Origin of the sequence: Pseudoalteromonas sp. MMG007, assembly GCF_018100985.1 — a bacterium.
GTDB lineage: Bacteria > Pseudomonadota > Gammaproteobacteria > Enterobacterales > Alteromonadaceae > Pseudoalteromonas.
In genome coordinates this window covers 44273-69398 of the sequence record NZ_JAGJEI010000015.1, presented here as the reverse complement: position 1 = coordinate 69398, position 25126 = coordinate 44273, and the positions used below count along the sequence as shown (strand labels likewise).

The window sequence follows — 25126 nt, the reverse complement described above, 5'->3', positions numbered from 1 at the left end:
ACCTTATGCAGTTAATTTTATGGCACAAACAAGAGCTTAGCTCAATAATCACACTTTGTATGGTAGCGGTTGTGGTACTTGTTTGTGTGCGCTTAGGATTTTGGCAGCTACAAAGAGCTGAGCAAAAACAGCAACAGTTAACGGCTATTGAAAAATTGCAAACCCAAGGTGTTATGAGTTGGCAGCAACTTACTAATTTACCCTCTAACTGGAATAAAGCAGGGGTGTTGGTTGAATTAACGGGGGTATTTATTCAAGATCAATATTGGCTGTTGGATAATCAAGTTTACAATGGACAAGTCGGATACGACTTATTAGTATTGTTCAAACCAGCAGATGACTCCCACACTATTTTGGTAAACCTTGGCTGGGTTAAGGCCCCGCTATCTCGAAGTGAATTACCAAAAATAAAGCTTCCTACTAAGCGCTTTACATTAATTGCACAAATAAAAGAGAACAACCTCAGTGGCTTTACGCTCGAACGCGAAGCTGTTCCCTCCAATATTAGAATTCAAAATATTGACCTTAATAAGCTAAGCCAAACCAGTCAGCAAAAACTCGTTAACTACATGGCTTATAGGCAAGGTGAAGGGGATGAATTAGCTACTCCTCATTATAAAGCTGTTGTTATGAGCCCGCAAAAACATCATGCCTACGCAGTACAGTGGTTTTTAATCGCCATTGCCTGTGTATTCGTGGCTGTTTTTGCTAGTAAAAAAAGGACACACAATGAAAAATAAACCACTTTTATTATTTGTAATCTGCTGCGCCATACCATTAGCTTTAGCGTATGGGGCGCTTAAATTTGACTGGTTACCAACGGCAATAACAAATCATGGTGAGTTTTTAAAACAAGAAGTAAAGCTTACTAATTGGCAAAAAAACAACCCCAAACAGTGGACGATTGCGCTTAATTACTCCGCAGAGTGCACCAGTGCATGTAATGAACAATTAAGTGCGCTAGATAATTTATATGTGGCATTGGGTAAAAACCAAGGCAAGGTCGATATGGCGGTGATGGGGACCGTTAATGATAAAAAACTGCCTTGGAAAATGATAAGCGGCCAACAAAATTTAAAGCCAGCCAGCTTGTATTTAATCGATCATATGGGGCTTGTGGTTCTTGAATATCCTTTTAAAACGCAGCCACAAGAAAACCGTTTAGTACAAAAAGGTTTATTAAAAGATCTAAAAAAATTACTTAATTATTCTCGTTCGAGCTAATTGCTAAGCTTACTTAAGTTGGAGTATTTAATGTATAAAAATTATAAAAACTATGTATTAATAACAGGCCTACTTGCTTTAGTTGTAGTGGCATTGGGTGCCTACACCCGACTAAGTGATGCAGGCCTTGGTTGCCCAGACTGGCCCGGCTGTTATGGTTTTTTAACCGTCCCAAAACATGAAGCCGATATAGCACTCGCTACGCAAAGCTACCCCGACATGATGTTTGAAACCGCAAAAGCGTGGAAAGAAATGATCCATCGTTATTTTGCAGGTGCCTTAGGTTTACTTATTTTAGGTTTGTTTATATTGGCCTTTTTAAAGCGCCAATATCCAACTACACCCGTTAAGTTGCCTCTGGCTTTACTTTTACTTGTAGTATTTCAGGCCGCACTTGGTATGTGGACTGTAACCATGAACTTACAGCCGCTTATTGTGATGGGCCATTTATTAGGTGGCTTTAGTATTTTATCGCTAATTACACTTTTGTATTTACGCTTAACAGCCAACCCTATAATGGGTGGCGATAGCAGCGCAAAGCGTTACTTTAGTTTAAGCATAGTGGCATTGGTAGTACTGGTAATTCAAATTGCGCTGGGTGGTTGGCTTGCTGCAAATTATGCGGCACCGCATTGTAATGGTTTACCTTTGTGTAGCTACGCTCAACCATTTTCGCTCAGTAGTGTATTTCAGTTACCCCTTGAGCACAGTAATTACGAGTTTGGTGTGTTGTCGCAACAAGCGCGTATGTCTATACATTTATTGCATCGTATTTGGGCGCTTGTAACGTGTGTTGTTTTGGCTCTCATAATGTGGCGAATATACAGCCACGCTTACTCGCACAAAATAAAAAATTGTGTGGCTAGCGTACTTGTTGCCTTACTTTGTCAGATAAGTTTAGGGCTTGCTGTGGTGCATTGGCACTTTCCGTTAGGGGTCGCACTGGCGCACAATTTAATGGCTGCCATACTATTATTAACAATGGTTAGGTTGTGTTACTACCTGAAGTCACGCACATAAAGGGGAATTGTTATGGCACTTACAATTGATAAAAAAGCACTACAGGGCGAGCGCTCGCAACCTTTAATTAATCGTACTTATAATTTGCTTCAAGATTACTTAGCCATTAGCAAATTTAAGGTTGTGGCTATGCTCGTATTAACAGCTTGGGTTGGCTTAGCACTGGCTCCAGATGTAGGTAGAGGCATAGCTGTACAATTTACGAGTTTATTAGGTATTGGTTTACTATCTGCGGCGGCTGCGGTGATCAATCACGTTGTTGATAGCGAAATTGATTCAAAAATGGCGCGTACGCGTCACCGTCCTGTAGCTAAAGGGCGTTTGAGTAAAACCCACGCACTTGGTTTTGCAGCTGCTATTGGCGTAGCAGGTTTTGTTATGTTGATGGTATGGGCAAATACACTGACCGCAATACTAACCTTATTTGCCTTGGTTGGTTATGCCTTTGTGTATACCTCATTTTTAAAACGCGCCACTCCGCAAAATATAGTGATTGGTGGCCTAGCGGGCGCTATGCCTCCGTTACTTGGCTGGGTATCTGAAACAGGCCAAATGGCAGCCGCTCCATGGTTACTAGTAATGATTATTTTTACCTGGACACCACCGCACTTCTGGGCGCTTGCTATAGCGCGTAAAAGTGATTACGAACGAGCTAAAATACCCATGTTACCTGTTACTCACGGAATAGATTTTTGCAAAACATGTGTGGTTGCCTATTCTGTTTTACTGGCCGTTGTATGTGTATTGCCATACTTAATTGGTATGTCGGGGTTAATATATTTAATTGGAGCCTGTGTATTAAATGCAGTCTTTATATACAAAGCCGTTAAGTTAAAAATTGCCGGAAACGATAAAACTGCAATGGACTTATTTCGTTTTTCAATCATTCATTTAATGGTACTCTTTGTTGTATTATTTATAGATAAATGGCTCCCTTTATGATGCGATTAAAGCTTTGTTTTAGTATTGTTTTTATGCTGTTTTTATCAGCCTGTTCAGATAAAAATAGCCCCCCTGATGTAGATGCATTAGTTTACGAAACCGCAAAACCACTGTCTGACTTTAAGCTCAATAATCAAAATGGGGAAACGGTCACTAAAGCGCAGTTTTTAGGGCAATGGAATTTAGTATTTTTAGGTTATACAAGTTGCCCCGATATTTGCCCATTGACCCTGGCTAAGCTAAATAGCGCTTATAAAAACTTACACAGCGACTACCCGCTACAAATTTGGTTTATGTCGGTCGACCCTAAGCGAGATACAGTACAAAAACGAAAAGCTTATATAGATTATTTTAATCCTGATTTTTTGGCTGTTTCAGGCCCACATAAAGACCTATTCCCAGTAGTAAGGGAGCTTGGTTTAATTTACGCTATAAGTGATTCTAACGAATCAGAATATGCAGTTGATCATAGCGCATCTGTGGCACTGGTTGATCAAAATGGTGCTGTAAGAGCTATTTTCAAACCTGAATTTAAACAAGACAGCGTACCGTTAATTAATGCCTCACAGTTAACCGAAGAGTTTATAAAAATAGCTGACTACTATAAAAACTAGTTTTTTAACTTTTAATGAATTTTAAAGGAGCTTTATGCTCCTTTTTTTGTATTTTTAATGCTTTTATAATTTTTTTTTACCCTTTGATGGCAATTTCAATAACTAGGTCTAAGCTTTTATTATGAATTGAATTGACAGGGAAAGTCCCCAAAAAATGCTAAAGCTACCCAGTGAACTTGCCATCACGCAGGTTGAGACTCTACATCAAGATTTACTCCAAGAACTCAATAGCAATGATGATATTTGCATTGATGTTAGTGATGTTAGAGCGGCTGACACGGCTTCAATTCAACTTTTATGTTCCTTACAAAAACACCTGCAAACCATCCATCATAAAATAATTTGGGTTGGTAGCAGCGAAGCGTTAACACACACCGTTAATCAACTCGGTTTAAGTCATTATTTAATACTCGAAAGTAAAGGTTAGAGGTATATATGAAAAGAATTTTAGCAGTTGATGATTCTGCATCAATGCGTCAAATGGTGAGTTTTACTCTAAAAACAGCGGGGTTTGATGTAACCGAAGCTAAAGATGGCAGCGAAGCTTTAGCAATTGCAAAGCAGCAAGATTTTGATGCGGTAATATCCGATGTAAATATGCCTATTATGGACGGTATTACATTAATAAGAGAGCTTCGTACTTTACCTAATTATAAATTTACACCATTACTTATGCTTACGACCGAATCGGGCCTTGATAAAAAAATAGAAGGTAAAGCCGCAGGTGCTACGGGTTGGATTGTAAAGCCTTTTAATCCTGAACAGTTGTTAGCGGTGATTAAAAAGGTTATTCGCTAGTAAAGGAGCGCAGTGTGAGCATAGATTTAAGTCAATTTTTTGAAGTTTTCTTTGAAGAGAGTTTTGAAGGCCTAGATACCATGGAGGCTGAGCTTTTAAATTTGGTACCTGGTGAGGAAGACTTAGAAACTATAAACACAATTTTTAGAGCCGCCCATTCAATAAAAGGCGGCAGTGGTACATTTGGTTTTACCTCCGTTGCCGACTTCACCCACGTGCTTGAAACACTGCTTGATCAAATACGCCAAGGGGAACGTGAGCTAAGTACCGAGCATGTTAATTTACTTCTTAAAGCAGTTGATTGTTTACGAGGGTTACTTGCTGCACTTCAAAGTGAGCAAGAGCCCGATTTAAATGAAGCCAATGCATTACGTTTACAGTTTGAGCAAGTGCTTGAAATAAATAATGATGCAGAAGCATCTGTGCAACTAGCCGATGCTAAAGATACCGGCAGTAATACTTACCAAATAGATTTTAAGCCACACCAGCATCTTTTTAAAACCGGTAATGAGCCATTATTTATGATCAGCGAGCTGGCTGAGTTAGGCGAATTAGAAACACATGTATTTTATGACGAAGTACCCGATATAACAGAGCTGAGCAGTGATGAATGTTTTTTGCATTGGCGCTTTTTTTTAAATACAGCTAAAGATGAAAAAGCAATAAATGAGGTATTTGAGTGGGTAGAAGATGACGCAGATATAAGCATTGAGCTGTGCGGCGGCCTATTTACCGACGACCTACAAAGCAATACTGTTAATCAAAGCGCTGTGAGTGAGGAATGTACTTCCAAAAATGAAGAGTCGAGCACGACTCAACCTACTCCCGCTCCAGTAAAGCCTAAAGCTCAAAGTAATGATAAAAAGCCTACGACCACGCCTGAGTCCACCTCAATAAGAGTCGGAATTGATAAGGTTGATTCGCTAATAAATATGGTTGGTGAATTGGTTATTACCCAAGCCATGCTTAATCAGCTAAGTGAGCAAGAAATAACACCCGCTACAATTACCTCACTTCAAGAAGGGCTTGCACAACTTGCACATAATACTCGTGACTTACAAGAAAACGTTATGCGAATTCGTATGCTGCCGATTAACTTTGTTTTTAGTCGTTTTCCTCGCTTGGTTCGCGATATTGCACAAAAGCTTAATAAGCAGGTCGAGCTTAAGCTTTTAGGTGAACAAACGGAACTTGATAAAACGGTCATGGAAAAAATATCAGATCCTATGGTTCACTTGGTTAGAAATTCACTCGATCATGGCCTTGAAACGGTTGAGCAAAGAGTTGCAGCGGGAAAAGATCCTGTAGGTACTGTTACTTTAAATGCGTTTCATCAAGGCGGAAACATCGTTATTGAAATTATGGATGATGGTCAAGGACTCAATACTAAAAAAATTAGAGAAAAAGCAATTGCTAATGAGCTGATTACGGCCGATAGCATTTTAAGTGATGAGGAAGTAAACGAACTAATTTTTATGCCTGGTTTTTCAACTATGGACGAGGTAAGCGACTTATCGGGTCGTGGTGTAGGGATGGATGTTGTTAAACGAAATATACAGTCTTTAAATGGCTCTGTTGAGGTTACCTCAGCGCCAGGCGTTGGCTCTACATTTACGATACGTTTACCCCTTACACTCGCTATTTTAGATGGGCAGCTCGTTAAAGTAGCTAAGCATACTTACATTATTCCACTCATTTCTATTGTTGAATCACTGCAAATTGATATTACAAAAGTAAGCCGAGTAGGTAAAAACCTAGATGTACTAAGGCTGCGCGACGAATACATTCCAATTTTAAGATTATACGATATTTTTAATCATCAAAATGCCATTGAATCTTTAGATAAAACTCTCCTTGTTGTTGTTGAAACAGATAATCAAAAAGTGGGCTTACTTGTAGACGATTTACTCTCTCAGCAGCAAGTTGTTATTAAAAGCTTAGAGGCAAATTACCACAAGGTTGATGGTGTATCTGGCGCCACTATTTTAGGTGATGGGCGCGTGTCACTAATTGTAGATATAAGCGGTTTAATAAAGCTTTCTGGTCTTAAAAAGCCAGGTAGCCAAGATCTTATTATAGATCAGCATATAGCGGTGGAGGCTTAATGAACGCTGAGCAAAGCGAGATAAATAATGCACTAAGCCTGCAACAAGAGCAGGGAGTTAAGCAGTTTTTGACCTTTATTATGGCTGATGAAGAGTATGGCGTTGATATTTTAACAGTACAAGAAATTCGTAGCTGGGAAGAAATAACCGAGCTACCAAACTCTCCTGACTTTGTAAAAGGCGTTATTAATTTGCGCGGAACAATAGTACCCATTATAGATTTACGCTTACGTTTTGGCCTTCCAAGCGTCGAATATGGCTCATTAACGGTTGTTATTGTAGTAAAGGTTGAGTTTGAACAAGGCAGTAAAATTATGGGAATTGCGGTTGATGCGGTGTCTGATGTTTACAGTATTGCAGAGCAAGACGCTAAAGCAGTGCCTAGTTTATCTGAGTCGAATAGCTGTGAGTACGTAGCTGGTTTGGTTAACGTGGGTGAGAAAATGGTCGCATTAATCGATTTGCAAAAAACAATGAATATTTAGTTAGTTAAATCTAAATATAGTAATACAAAATAACTTAAAGGTGGTGATGGGCATGGGATGGTTTAGTAATCCAAAGCAGTCAAAATCCAGTAATGATTTAATTGTAGATGCATTAAATAAATCATTAGCGGTAATTGAGTTTGAACCTAACGGGCAAATAATTACTGCAAATTCTAATTTTTTAGGTGCAATGGGCTACAGGCTAGAAGAAGTTCAAGGCCAGCACCATTCTTTATTTGTCGACTCCGATGAAGCGCAAAGTAACGACTATAAAAACTTTTGGCAGCGCCTCCGCAACGGAGAGTTTATTTCTGATGAATTTAAGCGTAATGCTAAAGGTAATAAAGAGGTTTGGATACAAGCTACTTATAATCCTATTGTGAATGAGAGCGGCCAAGTATTAAAAGTTATAAAGTTTGCGACAGACATAACCAAGCAAAAAGAGCTAGAAAAAGCCTCTCGAAAAGCGGCCGATTTAGCCAGTGCATTAAAAGTATGCCAAGCAAACGTAATGATTGCAGATAAAGACCTTAATATAGTGTTTGTGAACGATCAGGTTCGTTCCATGTTAAAAGCCAGAGAAAAAGACTTACAAACAGTACTTCCTAATTTTGCTGTAGATAGTTTAATTGGTACATGTGTTGATGATTTTCATAAGCACCCATCGCATCAGCGTGACTTATTAAAAAATTTAGAGCAACCGCATAAGGCCGAGTTAAGATTGGCTGGGCTCATATTTACCCTTATTGCATCACCTTGGGTAAGCCATGAAGGAGAGCGCTTAGGAACTATTGTTGAATGGGAAGATATAACAGAAAGCTTAGCAAAAGCAGAAAAAGAGCGAAGCGAAGCGCAAGAAAACCTACGTGTACGCCAAGCGCTTGATACTGTTGCAACCAATACCATGATAGCCGATGCATCAAACGTTATTGTTTATATGAATCAAGCTGTTAAAAACATGATGAGTGCAGCAGAAAATGATTTACGTAAAGACTTGCCTAATTTTGACAGTACAAACCTACTTAAACAAAATATTGATGTTTTTCATAAAAATCCAGCGCATCAGCAAAACCTGCTTGCTAAGTTAACTACGACCTATAAAGCCGAAATACTTGTGGGTGGACGCACGTTTGGCTTGGTAGCAAACCCTATTTTAACACCTGAAAACGAACGCATAGGCACAGTGGTTGAGTGGGAAGATAGAACCGATGAAGTCGCTATTGAAAAAGAAATTGCAGAACTAATTTTAGCCGCGGGTAATGGCGAATTAGATGCGCGTGTTATTGAGACAGATAAAAGCGGGTTTTTCTTACGCTTAGCTAAAGGGTTAAATAGCCTAGTTAAAATTGTTGATGATGCAGTTGCTGATACAGCAAATATGCTCGATGCAATGGCAAGTGGTGATTTATCAAAACGCATAGAAAGTGATTACAAAGGCTCATTTGATAAGCTAAAACGCGATGCAAATACAACCGCAGATAAACTAACAGAAGTAATCAATCGCATAAACTCTTCAGCAACGCTTGTAGCAAGTGGCGCAGAAGAAATATCACAAGGGAATGCTGATTTAAGTCAACGTACTGAAGAGCAAGCTTCGTCACTTGAAGAAACAGCATCGAGTATGGAAGAGATGACCAGCACAGTTCGCCAAAATGCTGATAATGCAAAAGTTGCGAACGATTTAGCAGAAGAAACCTGCGAAAAGGCAATACAAGGCGGAGAAGTAGTAAACCGTGCGGTGACTAGCATGTCGGCAATAAACGAATCGAGTAAAAAAATTGCAGACATTATTGGTGTGATTGACGAAATTGCCTTCCAAACTAATTTATTAGCACTTAATGCTGCCGTTGAGGCTGCAAGGGCGGGCGAGCAAGGTCGTGGCTTTGCCGTTGTGGCGGGTGAAGTACGTAACTTAGCGCAGCGCTCAGCAGGAGCCGCTAAAGAAATTAAAGAGTTGATAAGGGACAGTGTAGGGAAAGTTGCAGATGGCTCTCAGTTAGTAAATGAGTCAGGGGCAACTCTTAAAGAAATTGTTGTGTCGGTACAGCGCGTTACGCAAATGATTTCTGATATTACCGAAGCATCAGAGGAGCAAAGCGCAGGTATTGAGCAAGTGAACAAAGCTATTTCTCAAATGGATGAAATGACTCAGCAAAATGCTGCACTCGTAGAAGAGGCATCTGCAGCTGGTGAGTCTATGGCTGAGCAAGCAAACGAAATGCGCAGACTCCTTCACTTCTTTTCGTTAGGGCAGCAAGACATACCTTTAGTGTCATCAAGTATGAGTACACCCGCTTTAACGCAGCAACCACAAAGTAGCTTTAGCCGAAGTAAGCCAAAAGGAGAAAACTTTGTAGATTCAGCTGATGAGTGGGAAGAGTTTTAGTTAATAGCAGAGCTTTAGATAAGAAATTTGTTATCTAAAGCTTTTGTTAAATACACTTAGCTTAGCGCAATAAATTGCGCTAAGTGCCGCTTATTCTGCATTTGAGAGTAACTAATGAAAGAGTTTTTATTTACCGATCGCGACTTTAAAGAAATTGCCACTTTAGTGTACAACGCATGCGGTATTGTACTTGGTGAGCATAAGCGTGAAATGGTGTACTCACGTATTGCACGTCGCATACGAGAGAGAAAACTAACTGATTTTAGTACTTACTTAGCTTATTTAAATAGCCATAAAGATGAGGAGTTTGATGCATTTATTAATGCGCTAACAACTAATCTAACTTCATTTTTTCGTGAATCCCACCATTTTGATTATCTAAAAAAACAATTAGTTCCTGCTTTGCTTGTGCAAAACAAAGAAAGTCGGCGAGTACGAATTTGGTCGGCGGGATGCTCAACAGGAGAAGAGCCCTATAGCCTTGCAATGGCGTTAAATGAGCTATTTCCTAGCAACTGGGACGTTAAAATTTTAGCGACTGACCTAGACTCTAATGTACTTAAAAAAGCGCATGCTGGTGTGTATAGCGCAGCAAATGTGAATGGGTTAGATGATGCGTTGTTAAAGCGTTGGTTTTTAAAAAGTAAAGATGGCGAAAGCTATAAGGTTAAACCAAAGCTGCAGCAATTAATTTCTTTTAAACGCTTAAATTTATTACAAGAGTGGCCAATGAAAGGGCCCTTTGATTTAATTTTATGCCGTAATGTTGTTATTTACTTTGATAAAGACACTAAAGATTTATTATTTAAACGTTATGCAAAAATACTCGCTCCACATGGGCATTTATTTTTAGGTCACTCAGAAACCATGGGTAAAGAGCATACTGAGTTTAAAAATTTAGGTAAAACTATGTACCAAAAGGCTGCTGATGCACGCTCAGTTTAAAGGTGTTCTTCCTGGGTTTGATCATATAAAGCGTTATTGGGACTCTGGGCGAGAAAGCGTGGTCGCTAAAATTTTACCGGGTGAATTTTATGTATCAAAAAATGATGAGCTAATATCAACTGTTTTAGGCTCTTGTATTGCGGCATGTGTATACGATGAAAAGTTAGGGATTGGTGGCGTTAATCACTTTATGTTGCCGGTAAAAAAAGGTGAGCATGTTGAAGGCGCGCATAGTTTAAGCGGGCGATACGGTAATTGGGCTATGGAATATTTAATTAACGAAGTGCTTAAAAATGGCGGAGCACGCAAAAATTTAAAAATAAAACTTTTTGGCGGTGGGCGAATAATAAGTGCAATGACAGATATTGGGCTCGGGAATATAAGTTTTGCGAATGCCTATATAAAAGAAGAGGCGCTCAATTTAGTTGCTCATGATATGGGGGGACCGTGGCCGAGGAAAATATTTTTCCACCCTCATACTGGTAAAGTACACGTAAAAAAACTTAAAAATCTTCATAACAATACGATTGAAAAGCGCGAAGTGAAATACTTACAAAATCTTCAACAGCAAGATAAAAAAACAGATATTGAACTGTTTTAGGGGTGCATATGATAAAAGTATTAATAATTGATGACTCTCCATTAATTAGACAATTACTTAACGAAATATTAGGCCAAGCAGACGACATTAAAGTTGTAGGTTGCGCTGAGGATCCGTACGAAGCGCGGGAAATGATAAAAAAGCTTAACCCTGATGTGCTGACTCTCGATGTTGAAATGCCAAAAATGGATGGTATTAGTTTTTTAAAAAATTTAATGCGGCTCAGACCAATGCCCGTAGTGATGATTTCTACTTTAACAAAAAAAGGTTCACCTATTACGTTAGAGGCATTAGAGCTCGGTGCAGTAGATTTTATTGCTAAACCCACCGTTAATGTTAAAGAGCACATGAGTCATTACAGTGCTTTAGTACAGCAAAAAGTAAGGGTTGCTGCAGGTGCAAGGGTAAGAGGTTTTAAAAAGCCTGTATCTAACGAACCTATTGCAGCTAACACGCAATTTTTGCTGAACAAAGTTATTGCAATAGGTGCATCTACCGGTGGTACAGAGGCTATTAAAGAGGTGTTAATTAAAATGCCAAAAAACTGCCCACCCATTGTAATTACACAGCATATTCCTCCAGGTTTTAGCGCTTCGTTCGCCCAGAGGATGGACCGTACATGTACCATAAATGTGAAAGAAGCAGAACAAGGCGATAAGTTAGCAGCAGGCTGTGCTTATATCGCACCGGGTGGATTACACTTAAGTATTGTTAAGCGTGGAGTGGGTTTATATTGCCAGCTTGACGATAACGAGCCCGTAAATAGGCATAAACCTGCGGTAGATGTTTTATTTAACTCATTAATACAAACAGGTGCAAAAAATGTCGTCGCTGCAATACTTACAGGTATGGGGAGCGATGGTGCAAAAGGCTTACTTGGTTTAAAACAAAGCGGGGCATATACAATAGCGCAAGATGAGTATTCATCCGTTGTGTGGGGAATGCCTAAGGCAGCAATTGATATTGGGGCTGAAAATGAAGTTGTGGCGCTAGATAAAGTTACCCAGCGCCTTTTAAGCCAAGCTATTAAGGCTTAGCGTTTTCGATAACCCAAGGTTGTGAAAACCAGAAGTAACTACCAGGGTTTGAAATAGAAGGCGCAGTGCAATTAAAGCGTGAACGGCCTTTATTAAGTGCTTTTGGTGAGGTTATTTCAACTGTGTTTTTATTGATCCAGTTTAAATCTGCTTGGCCTACGCTTGATACGTAACAAGCAAATTGGCTTTTATGAAAATCGCCCATATTAAACTCAATTGTAAGCATAGGTGGGTTTTGCTCTGTCACGCTGTCTTTGTAAGTTAGTTTAGTAATATTAAAAGCCCGCGAATTAAGCTTAGTAATAAGTGTTTCCAATTTACTGTAAAAACCAGATGCCGGAAAACGCGGTAAACGGCTAAAGTTAGAGTCTTTATTTACCGCTCCTGAGTGCTGGCCAATACCAATAAAGCCAAGCTCTGTTACCAGTGCTTGTAGCTCGTTATTAAACTCACCATACGGATAGGCTAAGTATTTGTAATCTTGTCCGGTTTCTTCTTTTATACGTTTTTGCGAATCTAAAATGTCTTTTTTAATACGAGAGCGCCACTGAGCATTTGTTTCGTTTTCAAGCGTGCGATGTAAGTAGTCGTGTTGCCCACTGTGATTAGCAATCAGCGCGCCTTTTTTAGCGAGTTCTCTGAGTTTATCCCAACCCATAACGTAGCTCTTGCCTTCGTCTATTAATTTTGGGTTTACAAAAATAGTGTATGGGTAGCCAAATTTTTCTAAAATAGGCGCTGCTTGTTCGTAGTTATTGTTGTAGCCGTCATCAAAAGTAATGGCAACGGTTTTATCGGGCAGGGTTTCACCTTGCTTTAGAGCGCTAATTAACTCATTAAGCGCAATAACGTTAAAGTTGTGCTCTTTTAAATAACTCAAATGCTTAGTAAATGTATTTGCACTAACGCTTGTTACGGCGGGCAGGGTTTCGCTAACATGATGATACTGTAAAATAACGGCTGCTTGAGCACGTACAGATACACTAATGAGGATAAATAATACTAAATGAAACAATTTCTTATACATAATAAGGCACACCATAAAAGCTTGCTGTTGTTAGCGGGTCCGATGATACTATCAAATATCACAGTGCCATTGTTAGGAATTGTTGATACCGCCGTAATAGGGCACTTAGGTAGCGCTCATTACTTAGCGGGTATTGCCCTAGGCTCCGCTGTTATTTCTATTTTATTCTGGCTCGCTGGTTTTTTAAGAATGAGTACCACGGGACTGGTTGCTCAAGCATATGGAAAAAACGATTTAACTCAGCTTGCTGCTTTACTTAAACGAAGCTTATTGCTTGCAAGTGCAGTTGCTGTGTTATTAATTGTGTTATCCCCCTTAATAAAACACGCTATAGCTTACCTTTCAGCTGCGCATAACGATGTACTTATTCAAGCCTATCAGTACTTTAGCATTCGAATTTTTAGTGCTCCAGCAGCATTGTGTAATTTAGTGTTACTCGGTTGGATGCTCGGCGTGCATTATGGCAGGGGACCATTTTATCTTTTATTAGTGACTAATATAACTAACATCGTGCTCGATATTTACTTTGTTGTGTACTTAGATTGGGCGGTTGCAGGGGCTGCATGGGCATCACTTATTGCTGATTATACCGCTTTAGTATTTGCTTTGATTTTGGTCGTAAAACTAGCTAAAAAACAAGGGATTAAATTAAACACTCCTCATTGGCTTAGCATGAGCAAAATGACTGAGTTACTTAGCTTAAACCGCGATATATTTATTCGCTCTTTAATACTGCAATTATGTTTTAGCTTTATGACATTTTATGCGGCGCGTATTGGCGAAACCACACTCGCCGCTAATGCTGTATTACTTAACTTTTTAATGTTGGTGAGCTTTGCCCTAGACGGAATTGCGTATGCCGCAGAGGCTAAAGTGGGGCAGGCGAAGGGCCAACAAAGCGTTAAAAAAATAAGGATGTGGGTTAAAATTAGTGTGTTTTGGGGAATGCTTTTTGGCATTTTATACAGTGCCTTTTTTGCATTATTTGGCAGCACGATAATCAAGCTTTTAACTAATGTACCAGAAGTAATACAAGAGGCTATTCACTATTTACCTTGGGTAATTGTATTGCCTATTTTAGCGATGAGCTGCTTTTTGTTTGACGGCGTATTTGTAGGCTTAACACGCGCCAAGAATATGCGTAACAGTATGGTACTTTCGGCTGGTGTAGGTTTTTTTGGTGTGTTTTGGGTATTTATTGATTGGCAAAACAATGGATTATGGCTTGCAATGAGCTGCTTTATGCTAATGCGTGGGGTTACATTAATTATTAAATATCAGCGCTTAAAAGCAAATAACCAATTATTGGATTAGGTTACTTCCACAGATCAGGGTCGTGATTTTTAGGCCCCATATCTTTTAAAACCTGAGAAAAGCGATTGGCAAAAATACCGCTATAGCCCCAAGCAGCAAAAAAAAGTGCAGGGATTAAAATAACAATGCCGATAATTTGTAAACTGAAGTGGGTGTAGTACCCAATAGATATGAAAATCACGGCTAGCACAAACAGTGCTAAGCCGCGAAAAAAGCGCTTTAAGCTCAGCTTAGGATTGCTTCCCAAGCGATAAATAAGCTGCTTTAGCATCAATAATGCTTAATAGTAAGAGTGATCGCCTGCTTGGTGCTCTGTAATATCGGCAACACCAGTGATTTCTTCAAACTTAGCTATCATCTCTTTTTCGATGCCTTCTTTAAGTGTTACATCGATCATAGAACACCCATTACAACCACCACCAAATTGAAGTACAGCAATACCTTCAGCTGTTACTTCTACAAGGCTTACTTGACCACCATGGTTAGCAAGTTGTGGGTTTACTTCTGTTTCAAGCATGTGTTGTACGCGCTCGTTTAATGTAGCGTCTTCGCCAATTTTACGTGCTTTAGCATTGGGTGCTTTTAGTGTTAACTGAGTGCCCATTTTGTCGGTAACAAAATCAATTTCAGCTTCTTCTAAAAATGGTGCACTTTCTGTGTCTACAACGGCATCAAAACCATTAAAGTTTAAGCGAATGTCACTGTCTTCAACAGCGTCTTCTGGACAATAAGAAACACCACACTCCGCTTGTGATGTACCAGGATTTACAACAAACACACGAATGTTGGTTTGCTGTGATTGATCTGCTAAAAGTTTAGCAAAATGCGCTTGTGCTGTTTCGGAAATTGAAATCATAAAACCGTCTATACTTGACTAAATTACTCGGATACTGCATATCATACTCCGCTCATCGTGTTGCGGCTAGTGTTGAGCGTAAAAAGTTGGCATCTATTTTAAGCAATGCTAGCGTGCAAATAACAAACATTTTTAGAGTGATTTATATGCGCTGGATAGTAACTATAATGGTGGCAATGCTTAGCTTTTCAAGTATGGCAAAACCACTTTCGTATTATTTTGAACAAGATATAGAATTTGATAAAAGTATTCCCACGCCCGAGCAAGTGCTTGGCTACGAAGTGGGTGAATGGCATGTAAGGCACGACCAACTCGTGCGCTACATGGAAATACTTGCCGATAAAAGCGATAGAATAAGCTTTGAAGTAATAGGGCGTACGCATGAGCAACGCCCTTTAATGATGCTGAGTATTAGCACGCCTGAAAAACTGGCCAATTTAGAGCAAATTAGACAAACCCACTTAGCACGCTTATCAAATAACGATAAAACTAAAAGCAGTGCAGAGCAGCCTGCGGTTGTTTGGATGGGTTATAGCGTGCATGGTAACGAGTCGTCAGGTAGCAATGCCGCTTTGCTGGTGGCTTATTATTTAGCTGCCGCACAAGGTGCTGAAATAGAAGAGTTACTAAATAACACTGTTATTTTACTCGACCCTTCGCTTAACCCCGACGGCTTAGCGCGATTTGCTAATTGGGCTAATAGTAATCGCGGTATGAACTTATCGAGCGATCCTCAAACCCGTGAACATGTTGAGAGTTGGCCAAGTAGCCGTACTAACCATTACTGGTTTGATCTAAACCGTGATTGGCTATTACTACAACATCCAGAATCACGCGCACGTATTGCTAAATTTCATCAGTGGAAGCCAAATGTTTTAACTGATTTTCATGAAATGGGACCAAACAGCAGCTACTTTTTTCAACCTGGTATAGCGAGTCGCAAGCACCCAATTACCCCAGATGAAAACGTAACACTCACCAAAGCAATTGCTAACTATCACGCAAAAACCCTTGATGAAAATAACGCGCTGTATTTTACAGAAGAAAGCTTTGACGATTTTTATTACGGTAAAGGTTCAACTTATCCCGATGTTAACGGCGGAGTCGGTATTTTATTCGAACAAGCCAGCTCGCGCGGCCACGTACAAGAAACCATAAACGGCACGCTTACATTTCCTTTTACAATAAAAAATCAGCTTTTAACAAGTTTATCTACTTTTGAGGCCGCTGTTGATAATCGCGAGGCTTTATTAAACTACCAAGCTAAGTTTTACAATCAAGCAATTGATTTAGCAAAGGATGAAAGTTTTGAAGGTTACGTAGTGGAAGGTGCTAAAGACAGCACGCGCATTAAGTTATTTTTAAATCTATTAAAGCAGCATCAAATAAACGCCTACCCACTTACGAAGTCGCTAAAAGCTAACGGTAAAAGCTTTTCTACTAATAGTTATTTTGTACCATTGGCTCAGCCTCAATTTCGTTTAGTGAAAGCTATTTTTAGCGAACAAAAAAACTTTGTTGATAACACGTTTTACGATGTATCGGGTTGGACGCTTGCCCATGCGTTTAATTTAGAGTTTGCGCAGGTAAAAAGTAGCTGGGGCTTAGAAGTGGCAAGTACTGAGTGGCAAAAAGCTGTAAAGCCTTCATTCGCTTCATTAAAACAGGAATATGCATTTGGCTTTGCATGGGATGATTACTTAGCGCCTAAAATGCTAAACAGTCTTTTAAAGCAAGGTATTAAAGCACGTGTTGCACTAAGCGGTTTAACGGCTCAATCACGTTCGGGAGAAATAAAATTTTCACCGGGCAGTATTATCGTACCTGCTGGGCTGCAAAATAACAGTGATTGGGTCGCTATATTAAATAAAGCCCAAACTCAATTTGGCATTGCTATTAAGCCTATTACAACAGGCCTAACACGTGAAGGTGCTGATTTAGGGTCGCGCACTATGGCGGTACTAGAAGAGCCTAAAGTGTTACTTGTAGGCGGTAAAGGCGTTAGTCAGTATGAAGTTGGCGAAGTATGGTACTACCTTGACCGTTTTGTGGGTGTTGCGCCTACGATTGTTGAAATGCAGCGTTTAAGTAGCTTGGATTTAACTAATTACACACACATTGTACTTACTAATGGTAATTACTCTGGCCTGGCTGATAGCGAAAAAGTGGCTATTAAAAGCTGGGTAAGAAAAGGCGGTGTGATTTGGGGCCACAAAGGCGGGGCTAAATTTTTAGCTGATCAGCAATTATTAAAAGCCAGCTACTTATCGCGTCAAGATGTAGCGAGTGCATTTAATACGCAAGGGTTAAACTACGCTGATAAAGATCATTTAGCAGGGCGTCAGCGCATTGCTGGTGCTATTTTTAATACTCAGGTTGATACAACACACCCACTTACGTTTTCACTTAACCGCGATACATTACCCGTGTTTAAAAACAGTACGTGGTTATTAGAAAAGTCAGATGCTCCGTTTGTAAATATTCTTACTTATCCAGAAAAGCCGCTGCTAGCAGGCTTTACTGACGGGGTAAACGAGGATCAAATTGCAGGTGGTGCAGCTATGATTGCTCACTCGTACGGACGAGGAAGTGTTATCGCCATGACAGATAACCCTGTGTTTAGAGGGTATTGGTATGGTACGAGTCGCTTACTAAGTAACGCTTTGTTTTTTGGCCATACATTCAGAGTAAATGGCGGTTAATACTATTTATATTTAAAACAGGCTGCTAAGGCCTGTTTTAAGCCACAGAGTTTTATACATTTGTGGTTAGTTTTAAATATGACATTTCTATGAATTTACAATGCAGACGCATTTTAGTTCGTCATTTTAATTTACTATCTACCCTCTTTTAAAAGCATTATCGCTATAGGTTTAATTATGGTTTCCAGAAGACAGTTTCTTTTGAGTGCAGGTACGCTTGCATTTATCGGCCTTTCTAAAAGCGCATTTGGTAAAGTTACTTTAGCTAACTTAGCAGATAGCGTATATGCATACGGTGGTTTAATTCCTGATACAAAAAAACTACTCGATTTACCTGCTGGTTTTAGCTACAAGGTTATTTCTCAATTGGGCGATACTATGGATGATGGCTTAGATGTGCCGGATAAAGCCGACGGCATGGGCTGTATAGCACTTGACGAAGACACTGTCGCGTTAGTTCGTAACCACGAACTTTCCCCTAAAAATATTAAGCACGCAGCCACTAGTATTCAGTCGCATAAAACACCGTTAGCGTATGATGAATTTGAAGATGGCGTGGCGTTACCTGGCGGCACAAGCCATATAATTTACAATATGAAAGAGCACAAAAAAGAGCAAGAATATTTATCCTTATGTGGAACAATACGCAATTGCTCTGGTGGTATTACGCCATGGGGGAGTTGGCTTACTTGCGAAGAAACAGTCGCTAGTCAGGCCGATGGATTAGGCAAATCTCACGGTTATATATTTGAAGTACCTGCTACGGCAAAAGGTTTGGTAAAACCAGAACCACTTGTTGCAATGGGCCGATTTAATCATGAAGCCGCTGCAATCGATCCACGTACAGGCATTGTTTATCTTACTGAGGATAGGGGGGATAGTTTATTTTATCGTTTTATTCCTAATGAATATGGCAAACTTAATAAAGGTGGCCAGTTGCAGGCTATGGTTATTAAAAAACACGCTCAATTTGATACCCGAAATTGGAGTGAAACTGCAATGCTTAAACACACACAAATGGAAGTTGAGTGGATTGACTTAGATGATCCACAGAGCCCAAAAGATGATTTAAGAATAAGAGGTCATAAACAAGGGGCGGCACTGTTTGCCCGTGGAGAAGGTATACACTGGGGCAATAACGAGCTTTATTTTTGTTGCACTAACGGCGGTAAAAAGCAGCTAGGCCAAGTAATGAAATATCAGCCATCGGAATTTGAAGGCGCTGATAATGAAAGCTCTTCACCAGGTAAAATAGAATTATTTGTAGAAAGCGAAGACGAGTCGTTATTTAACTTTGGTGATAATTTAACTGTTGCACCTAATGGTCATCTTATTGTTTGTGAAGACCAATATACAGATGTAGTAGATAACCATTTACGGGGTGTTACACCTTCCGGAGAAGTTTATACGTTTGCGCGCTTAGCTGAGCAAACAGAACTTGCCGGCGCTTGTTTTTCACCGGACGGGGCTACTTTATTTGTAAATGTATACTCGCCAACTAAAACGCTCGCCATTACTGGCCCTTGGGCTCGCTTTAAAGCATAGCCATGTAACCTATTAAGTGCTTATATTTATAATACTTAACAGGTTTATTATGCGTATAAATAATCAATTATTCTATCGACACACCTTATGGTAACGTTATAGTATATCTATTATGCAAGCATCTGTTTTACATTCACTTAGAAACCACAAAGCATTATTAAACTACAGTGCGGTGTTTTTTTTGTTGTTCAGTGTTTTTTCTGTATGGCACGATACTGCACATGCCTTAAAAACTGAGCAAGAATGTGAGCTGTGCTTAAGCTCCCTTGATTTAGAACATTCTATACCTGCCAAAGTAAGCCTGTTTGCGCTAAGCACAGATTATTTTTCTGCAATACAATTTAGTAGCCAGCACTTTTACAGTGAATTTGTGGCTATTGCAGGAAACAGAGACCCTCCAATTGTTATCTTAAATTAACCAGATCTCTAATTAAGTGGCTTTCTAACCAATTAAAGTTGTGTTGATATTTAAATTATTTTGCTAGCGAGAGATTTTCAGCGCGCGAAATAAATTTATGATTCAGAGATCTGGTTAAGTTCATCAGTTAAAACATCCTTAGCACTCTTAATAATAACGAGTGTGTTTTATTGTGTACTTTAGAGATAACAAAATGAAAAGTAACTATTCACCTTTAGTAATCGCTTTATTAGCAGCAATGAGTAGCTCGGCGTATGCCGATGAAAAAAACCTTCAAAAAGACGAAACAGACATTGAAAGAGTCTTAATTACAGCGTCGCCAATAAAGCGTACGGTGCTTGAGTCAAGCACCCCTGTAACAATTTTAAGTGGCGAAGAGTTAGATCAAAATCAAGCTGCAACGTTAGGCGATACATTAAAAAGTGTACCCGGGGTACACAGCTCTTATTACGGACCTGTGGCAAGTAGCCCTATTATTAGAGGCTTAGATGGCCCAAGAATTAAAGTGGTTCAAAATGGTTTAGGCGCATCAGATGCATCGCGTGTAGGGCCAGATCATCAGGTTTCAACCGAAACATCTACAGCCACCCAAATTGAGGTTTTAAGAGGTCCAGCTACGCTTTTATACGGCAGTGGTGCTATTGGCGGAGTAGTAAATGTGGTTGATAACCGCCTGCCCGCGCAAAGGCAAGAAGGCGTAAGTGGTGAAGTATTTGCGCAGTACGATAATGTTGCAGATGCTAAAACCCTTTCAACAGATTTAAACGCAGGTTCCGGCGATTTTGCTTTTCATATTGATGGGTATACCCGTAAAACCGATGATTACAAAATCCCTGTACCAGCAGATATTGATGAAGACGGTGGAAGTACTACACTTGCAAACTCAGATATTGACGCAAGTGGCTATAACCTAGGCGCAGGCTGGATAACTGACGATATGCGCGTTGCTTTTTCGTATGGGCATATGGACTCTGACTATGGCTTACCGGGTGAAGAGGGCGTATTTATAAAGCTCAACCAAGATCGCTATCAAGGCGTAGTGGATTGGAATAATTTAGATGGCTTTATACAAGCAGTGCATTGGCAAAATGCTTATACCGATTACGAGCACTCTGAAATTGAAGGGGCCGAAATTGGCACAACTTTTAAAAACGAAAGTATAGAGTCAAGGTTGTGGGCTGAGCATGCACCTGTTTATGGTTGGAAAGGGATTGCGGGCTTACATTATAACCATAGCGATTTTGAAGCGATTGGCGAAGAAGCATTTACGCCTCCAACCAAAACAGACAGCATTGCTGCATTTTTAATGGAGGAGAAAAAAGTAGGCTCGCTATTGTGGCAAGTAGGTACTCGTGTTGAGCAGTCAACACATAATGTAGACAATGACTTTTTTACAGCCCTTAGTTCGTCTAACTCAGTTTCGTTTGACGATAAAGATTATGACGCGGTTTCAGGTTCTGCTGGTGTTGTATGGAGTATCAATGATAGACACTCATTAGCTTTTAATTACGCATATTCACAGCGTGCACCTTCAGCTTCAGAAATATATGCATATGGGCCTCATATTGGCTCTGGTACTTACGAAGTTGGCGGAGGATTTGAGCTTAGTAACAACGCGGGCCAATATAGTGTTGTTCAATCTAATGACAGTATGGATAAAGAGGTTTCAAATAATTTAGACCTTACATATAGATATACTGGTGATACATGGAACGCTAACGTTAGCGTTTTTAATAACGATATTAGTGACTATGTTTTTGAAAGCTTCACAGATTTAGTTATCAGTGATGGTGCTTTTATTTCCTCAGCCGATTACGAAAACCAAGTGGCTGTTTCAGGTGAACCTGACGACGAAGCTGATGGTTTGCCTGTCGTGTTGTTTGCACAGCAAGACGCTCGTTTATATGGATATGAAGCGCAGGTAGATTGGCATTTAAACGATGATTGGCGCTTAGAAGTGTTTACCGATTATACGCGCGCTAAATTAGACTCAGGCGGTAATGTACCAAGAATACCACCAATGAGAGTTGGCTCGTCAGTACATTATGAATATGGAAATTGGCACACCGAAGTCGAAGTTATTCGTAATGCTAAACAAGACAAAATAGCGGATAACGAAACTTCAACAAAGGGTTATACCATGCTATCGGCCTCAGCTAATTATTACCTAGATTTAGGCGATGTAGATATGACCATTTATATAAAAGGCGATAACTTAACTGATCAAGAAGGGCGTGTGCATTCATCGTACTTAAAAGACGAAGCCCCTTTACCGGGACGCTCAGTTAGTTTAGGCGTAAGAGCTCGTTTTTAAATGAAATAATTAAAGCGGCGTTAAACAGGTGGTAAATGCCCACACATGTTTAGCGCCCGCTTGTTTTAAAGCTTGTGTAGCAGCATTAAGTGTAGCGCCTGTTGTCATCACATCATCAATAATAGCAATTGTTTTACCGCTCATATCCTGTGTACAAATAAAGGCATTTTTTAAATTTTTAACTCGCTTAGCTTTTGAAAGTTCAGATTGCGCTTGCGTTTTTTTATTGCGAATAAGGCTGTTATTTAAAGGTGCAACTTTAATTAATAAAGGTCGCCACACTTGGCTTACTTGATTAAAACCACGCGTAACAAATCGACTTTTATGCAACGGTAAAATAATAAAGAAGTCTGGCAGAGTAGGGCTTTGCTCAAAAAACTGCGTAAGCTGTTTTTCAATGACTTGCTGTAATGCCTTTTTATAATGAATTTGGTTATTAAATTTAAGCTGTTTAAGCCAGAGCTCAAAAGGTGCTTGATAAAATGCACAAGCAAATAACGTATCAAATTCACAGTTAGGAAACATGTCAACAATATCAGGTCGGTGCAGTAAATTTTTATGCGCTGTAAAATCAAATAATGGTAAGTCTTCAAGGCAAAAACTACATAACCCTAAATTAGTAGTAATAGGGCTTTGGCATTGCATGCAGTATGAAGGAAATAACCAATTTAAAACCGCCTGTTTCATTGATACAACCTTCGCATTGCAATCGCCTTTTTAAACGCTATGATGAGCCTAAGTTTGGTAAAGGTTTGGTAAATATGCAAAATGAGTTAGTGCTATTGCACGGATGGGGAATGAACCAAGGCGTTTGGCAATTAATAAAGCCAGAGCTAGAGTTTTTATATTCAGCAAATGTACGCAGTCTTGATTTACCAGGGTTTGGTGATAGCGCAGCTTGCCCAACGCCCTATACTTTACATGATGCGGCAGCACTTTTAAGTGAGCAACTAAAGCCAGACTCTATTCTAATGGGGTGGTCGTTAGGTGGCTTATTTGCTCTTTATATTGCTAAGCATTGGCCAGAAAAAGTATCAAAAGTAATTTTAATTGCCTCAACCCCTTTTTTTGCTGAGGCAGATAATTGGCCGGGAATAAAAGCAAATGTATTGGCGCAGTTTAAAGAGCAGTTAGTTAACCATCGAGAAAAAACAATAGAGCGCTTTTTAGCTATTCAAGCAATGGGTAGTGGGTCGGCGCGTGATGATATAAAGCAGCTTAAGCAATTACTAAATCAGTACGGCGCACCAAAAAGTGAAGCATTGAGTGCAGGTTTAGATATTTTACAAAATAACGACTTGCGTGACTTATTTGCACATTGCTCTGTGCCGATTAAAGCTATATTTGGTCGGTTAGATGCGTTGGTGCCGTACAAAGCGATTAGTAAAATGGCAGCACTAAATGCTGACTTTGAATACGAGGTGTTAGATAAAGCCTCACATGCGCCGTTTATTTCTCATAAAGATGAGTTTTTATCTACCGTTAAATCAATGCTTTAAAATAGAGAAAATATTAACGTTGTTTAAAGCTTTATTTTGTATATAACCTGAGCGATAATTAAACAATGTTTAGTTGGTGGAGGTTTTATTATGCCAATAGGATCTGTATTTAATAGTGGTGTTGAAGGGTTTAATCGTGCAAGCCAAGGTATAGAAAAGGCAAGCGCTGAGATTAACCGTGCCAGCATAGATCAGCAAGACGATGCGCAATTAGCGCAGCAGCGTCAGCTAACAGCCGCACGCCCAGAAGAAGCGGTTACTGCACCCGTTGCACAGCCCGCGCGTGTTGACGAAGCACTTGTGAATTTAAAAGTGGAAGAGTTTAACGCCAAAGCTAATACGCAGTCTATTCAAACGGCCGATGACGTATTAGGCACGTTAATAGATATTAAAGTGTAGCAATAATGAATATCGTCACGCCTTTTCCGTCAATCAATATAAACACCGCAAATGTTTATACGGAATCTGCACGGCGTGACAATCAACTTCGGGAAGTTATTCCTGCTCCAGCTTCAAGTAGCGCAAGCAATACTGAAACTAAAGCTCAAAGCGACGCTGAAAAAGCTAAGCTGCCAGGCAGTAATAGTGATGTATCGACTTATGATGCCACCGGTAAACTAGCTGACGATAAAGCAATTGATCAGCGTGAAGGCAATTCAGAGAGTGCTGATCAAGAGGCCGAGCAAGAAGCGTCTCAACAAGAAACTGAGCAAGAAGAGCAACAGCTCGAACAAGAGCAGCAACAAATAAAAGAACTGAAAGCGCGCGATACCGAAGTGCGAGTTCATGAGCAAGCGCACGCCTCTGTAGGTGGGCAGTATGCTGGCTCTCCTAGTTATGAATACCAGCGCGGTCCAGATGGCACAAATTACGCTGTTGGCGGTGAGGTACAAATTGATGTATCTGAAATCCCAGATGATCCGCAAGCGACAATAGATAAAATGCAAACGGTACGTGCAGCGGCACTTGCCCCAGCAGAGCCATCAAGTGCCGACAGAGCCATAGCTGCTGATGCAACACAAAAAATGGCGGCTGCCCAAGCTGAGCTTTCAGCTCCTAAAGAAGAGCAAACTGAAGAAAGTGAGCAAAGCACTAAACTCTCATCAAACGAAACCAGCACAGCAGAATCACAAAGCGATACTAATACAGAGCAATCACGCGATCCTGAAGTAGACGCACGAGCCGGTCGTATTGCTAATTTTTATCAAATGACGAGCTCACCACAAAGTGAAAGTAGCTTTTCAGCGTATGGTTGATTAGGTTCTAGGTTAGTTAGCATTAAAACAATATAAAT

25 protein-coding genes are annotated in these 25126 nt (G+C 39.9%); 21 read left to right on the top strand and 4 right to left on the bottom strand.

The window, feature by feature from the left end:
- Positions 1-5: 5 nt before the first annotated feature.
- The 13 genes from J8L71_RS15655 (at position 6) to J8L71_RS15595 (ending at position 12157) form a co-directional block, all read left to right on the top strand.
- Positions 6-740: an SURF1 family protein gene (locus tag J8L71_RS15655; RefSeq protein ID WP_211001346.1), complete on the top strand. Its 735-nt coding sequence runs from the start codon at positions 6-8 to the stop codon at positions 738-740.
- Positions 730-1224 (top strand): transmembrane cytochrome oxidase associated protein, encoded by a 495-nt coding sequence (locus tag J8L71_RS15650; protein WP_211001345.1) that lies wholly within the window; start codon positions 730-732, stop codon positions 1222-1224. Before J8L71_RS15655 ends, J8L71_RS15650 begins: the two co-directional genes overlap by 11 nt.
- 30 nt (positions 1225-1254) lie before the next feature.
- Positions 1255-2244 (top strand): COX15/CtaA family protein, encoded by a 990-nt coding sequence (locus J8L71_RS15645; RefSeq protein WP_211001344.1) that lies wholly within the window; start codon positions 1255-1257, stop codon positions 2242-2244.
- Between the two features lie 12 nt (positions 2245-2256).
- Positions 2257-3186 carry a heme o synthase gene (gene cyoE / locus J8L71_RS15640; RefSeq protein ID WP_211001343.1) on the top strand — a complete coding sequence of 310 codons (930 nt, stop codon included), beginning with the start codon at positions 2257-2259 and terminating at the stop codon, positions 3184-3186.
- The gene (locus J8L71_RS15635; protein ID WP_211001342.1) at positions 3183-3800 is read left to right on the top strand and encodes an SCO family protein; all 618 of its coding nucleotides are present in this window, start codon (positions 3183-3185) and stop codon (positions 3798-3800) included. Before cyoE ends, J8L71_RS15635 begins: the two co-directional genes overlap by 4 nt.
- Before the next feature lie 154 nt (positions 3801-3954).
- The gene (locus J8L71_RS15630) at positions 3955-4227 is read left to right on the top strand and encodes an STAS domain-containing protein (protein ID WP_211001341.1); all 273 of its coding nucleotides are present in this window, start codon (positions 3955-3957) and stop codon (positions 4225-4227) included.
- Between the two features lie 8 nt (positions 4228-4235).
- Positions 4236-4598, top strand: a complete 363-nt coding sequence (locus J8L71_RS15625) for a response regulator (protein WP_211001340.1) — start codon at positions 4236-4238, stop codon at positions 4596-4598.
- Between the two features lie 14 nt (positions 4599-4612).
- Entirely contained in the window at positions 4613-6703 is a 2091-nt protein-coding gene (locus J8L71_RS15620) for a chemotaxis protein CheA (RefSeq protein WP_211001339.1), read from the top strand.
- Positions 6703-7188 carry a chemotaxis protein CheW gene (locus J8L71_RS15615; RefSeq protein WP_211001338.1) on the top strand — a complete coding sequence of 162 codons (486 nt, stop codon included), beginning with the start codon at positions 6703-6705 and terminating at the stop codon, positions 7186-7188. Before J8L71_RS15620 ends, J8L71_RS15615 begins: the two co-directional genes overlap by 1 nt.
- 52 nt (positions 7189-7240) lie before the next feature.
- Complete coding sequence (locus J8L71_RS15610) at positions 7241-9574, top strand: methyl-accepting chemotaxis protein (RefSeq protein WP_211001337.1); 2334 nt, start codon at positions 7241-7243, stop codon at positions 9572-9574.
- A gap of 114 nt (positions 9575-9688) precedes the next feature.
- Complete coding sequence (locus J8L71_RS15605) at positions 9689-10519, top strand: protein-glutamate O-methyltransferase CheR (RefSeq protein WP_211001336.1); 831 nt, start codon at positions 9689-9691, stop codon at positions 10517-10519.
- Entirely contained in the window at positions 10503-11120 is a 618-nt protein-coding gene (gene cheD / locus J8L71_RS15600) for a chemoreceptor glutamine deamidase CheD (protein ID WP_211001335.1), read from the top strand. The genes J8L71_RS15605 and cheD overlap by 17 nt, the downstream gene beginning before the upstream one ends.
- A gap of 8 nt (positions 11121-11128) precedes the next feature.
- Complete coding sequence (locus J8L71_RS15595) at positions 11129-12157, top strand: chemotaxis response regulator protein-glutamate methylesterase (RefSeq protein WP_211001334.1); 1029 nt, start codon at positions 11129-11131, stop codon at positions 12155-12157.
- On the opposite strand, the gene J8L71_RS15590 is transcribed toward J8L71_RS15595, so the two are convergent.
- Entirely contained in the window at positions 12147-13184 is a 1038-nt protein-coding gene (locus J8L71_RS15590) for a polysaccharide deacetylase family protein (RefSeq protein ID WP_211001333.1), read from the bottom strand. The two genes, J8L71_RS15595 and J8L71_RS15590, sit on opposite strands and share 11 nt — an antisense overlap.
- Here J8L71_RS15590 and dinF point away from each other — a divergent pair.
- The gene (gene dinF / locus J8L71_RS15585; RefSeq protein ID WP_211001332.1) at positions 13164-14498 is read left to right on the top strand and encodes an MATE family efflux transporter DinF; all 1335 of its coding nucleotides are present in this window, start codon (positions 13164-13166) and stop codon (positions 14496-14498) included. The genes J8L71_RS15590 and dinF overlap by 21 nt on opposite strands.
- 1 nt (position 14499) lies before the next feature.
- Here the strand turns inward: dinF and J8L71_RS15580 are convergent, their stop codons facing one another.
- A complete protein-coding gene (locus J8L71_RS15580) occupies positions 14500-14769 on the bottom strand; it encodes a hypothetical protein (RefSeq protein WP_211001331.1) in 270 nt (89 codons plus the stop codon).
- A gap of 9 nt (positions 14770-14778) precedes the next feature.
- A complete protein-coding gene (gene nfuA / locus J8L71_RS15575; protein ID WP_211001330.1) occupies positions 14779-15354 on the bottom strand; it encodes a Fe-S biogenesis protein NfuA in 576 nt (191 codons plus the stop codon).
- Between the two features lie 146 nt (positions 15355-15500).
- Between nfuA and J8L71_RS15570 the strand changes: the two genes are divergently transcribed.
- The 4 genes from J8L71_RS15570 to J8L71_RS15555 all read left to right on the top strand — a co-directional run bounded on the left by J8L71_RS15570 (position 15501) and on the right by J8L71_RS15555 (position 22333).
- A complete protein-coding gene (locus J8L71_RS15570; protein ID WP_211001329.1) occupies positions 15501-18056 on the top strand; it encodes a M14 metallopeptidase family protein in 2556 nt (851 codons plus the stop codon).
- A gap of 177 nt (positions 18057-18233) precedes the next feature.
- Positions 18234-19601: an alkaline phosphatase PhoX gene (locus J8L71_RS15565; RefSeq protein WP_211001328.1), complete on the top strand. Its 1368-nt coding sequence runs from the start codon at positions 18234-18236 to the stop codon at positions 19599-19601.
- A 112-nt stretch (positions 19602-19713) separates the two neighbouring features.
- Positions 19714-20019: a hypothetical protein gene (locus tag J8L71_RS15560; protein ID WP_211001327.1), complete on the top strand. Its 306-nt coding sequence runs from the start codon at positions 19714-19716 to the stop codon at positions 20017-20019.
- A 193-nt stretch (positions 20020-20212) separates the two neighbouring features.
- Entirely contained in the window at positions 20213-22333 is a 2121-nt protein-coding gene (locus tag J8L71_RS15555; protein ID WP_211001326.1) for a TonB-dependent receptor, read from the top strand.
- Between the two features lie 9 nt (positions 22334-22342).
- On the opposite strand, the gene J8L71_RS15550 is transcribed toward J8L71_RS15555, so the two are convergent.
- Positions 22343-23020 (bottom strand): phosphoribosyltransferase family protein, encoded by a 678-nt coding sequence (locus tag J8L71_RS15550; protein WP_211001325.1) that lies wholly within the window; start codon positions 23018-23020, stop codon positions 22343-22345.
- Positions 23021-23094: 74 nt separating this feature from the next.
- Here J8L71_RS15550 and bioH point away from each other — a divergent pair, with 74 nt between their 5' ends.
- From bioH to J8L71_RS15535, 3 genes are all read left to right on the top strand, one after another.
- The gene (gene bioH / locus J8L71_RS15545) at positions 23095-23832 is read left to right on the top strand and encodes a pimeloyl-ACP methyl ester esterase BioH (RefSeq protein WP_211001324.1); all 738 of its coding nucleotides are present in this window, start codon (positions 23095-23097) and stop codon (positions 23830-23832) included.
- Positions 23833-23922: 90 nt separating this feature from the next.
- Positions 23923-24231 carry a hypothetical protein gene (locus J8L71_RS15540; RefSeq protein ID WP_211001323.1) on the top strand — a complete coding sequence of 103 codons (309 nt, stop codon included), beginning with the start codon at positions 23923-23925 and terminating at the stop codon, positions 24229-24231.
- 5 nt (positions 24232-24236) lie between these two features.
- Positions 24237-25088 carry a putative metalloprotease CJM1_0395 family protein gene (locus J8L71_RS15535; RefSeq protein WP_211001322.1) on the top strand — a complete coding sequence of 284 codons (852 nt, stop codon included), beginning with the start codon at positions 24237-24239 and terminating at the stop codon, positions 25086-25088.
- Positions 25089-25126: the final 38 nt, after the last annotated feature.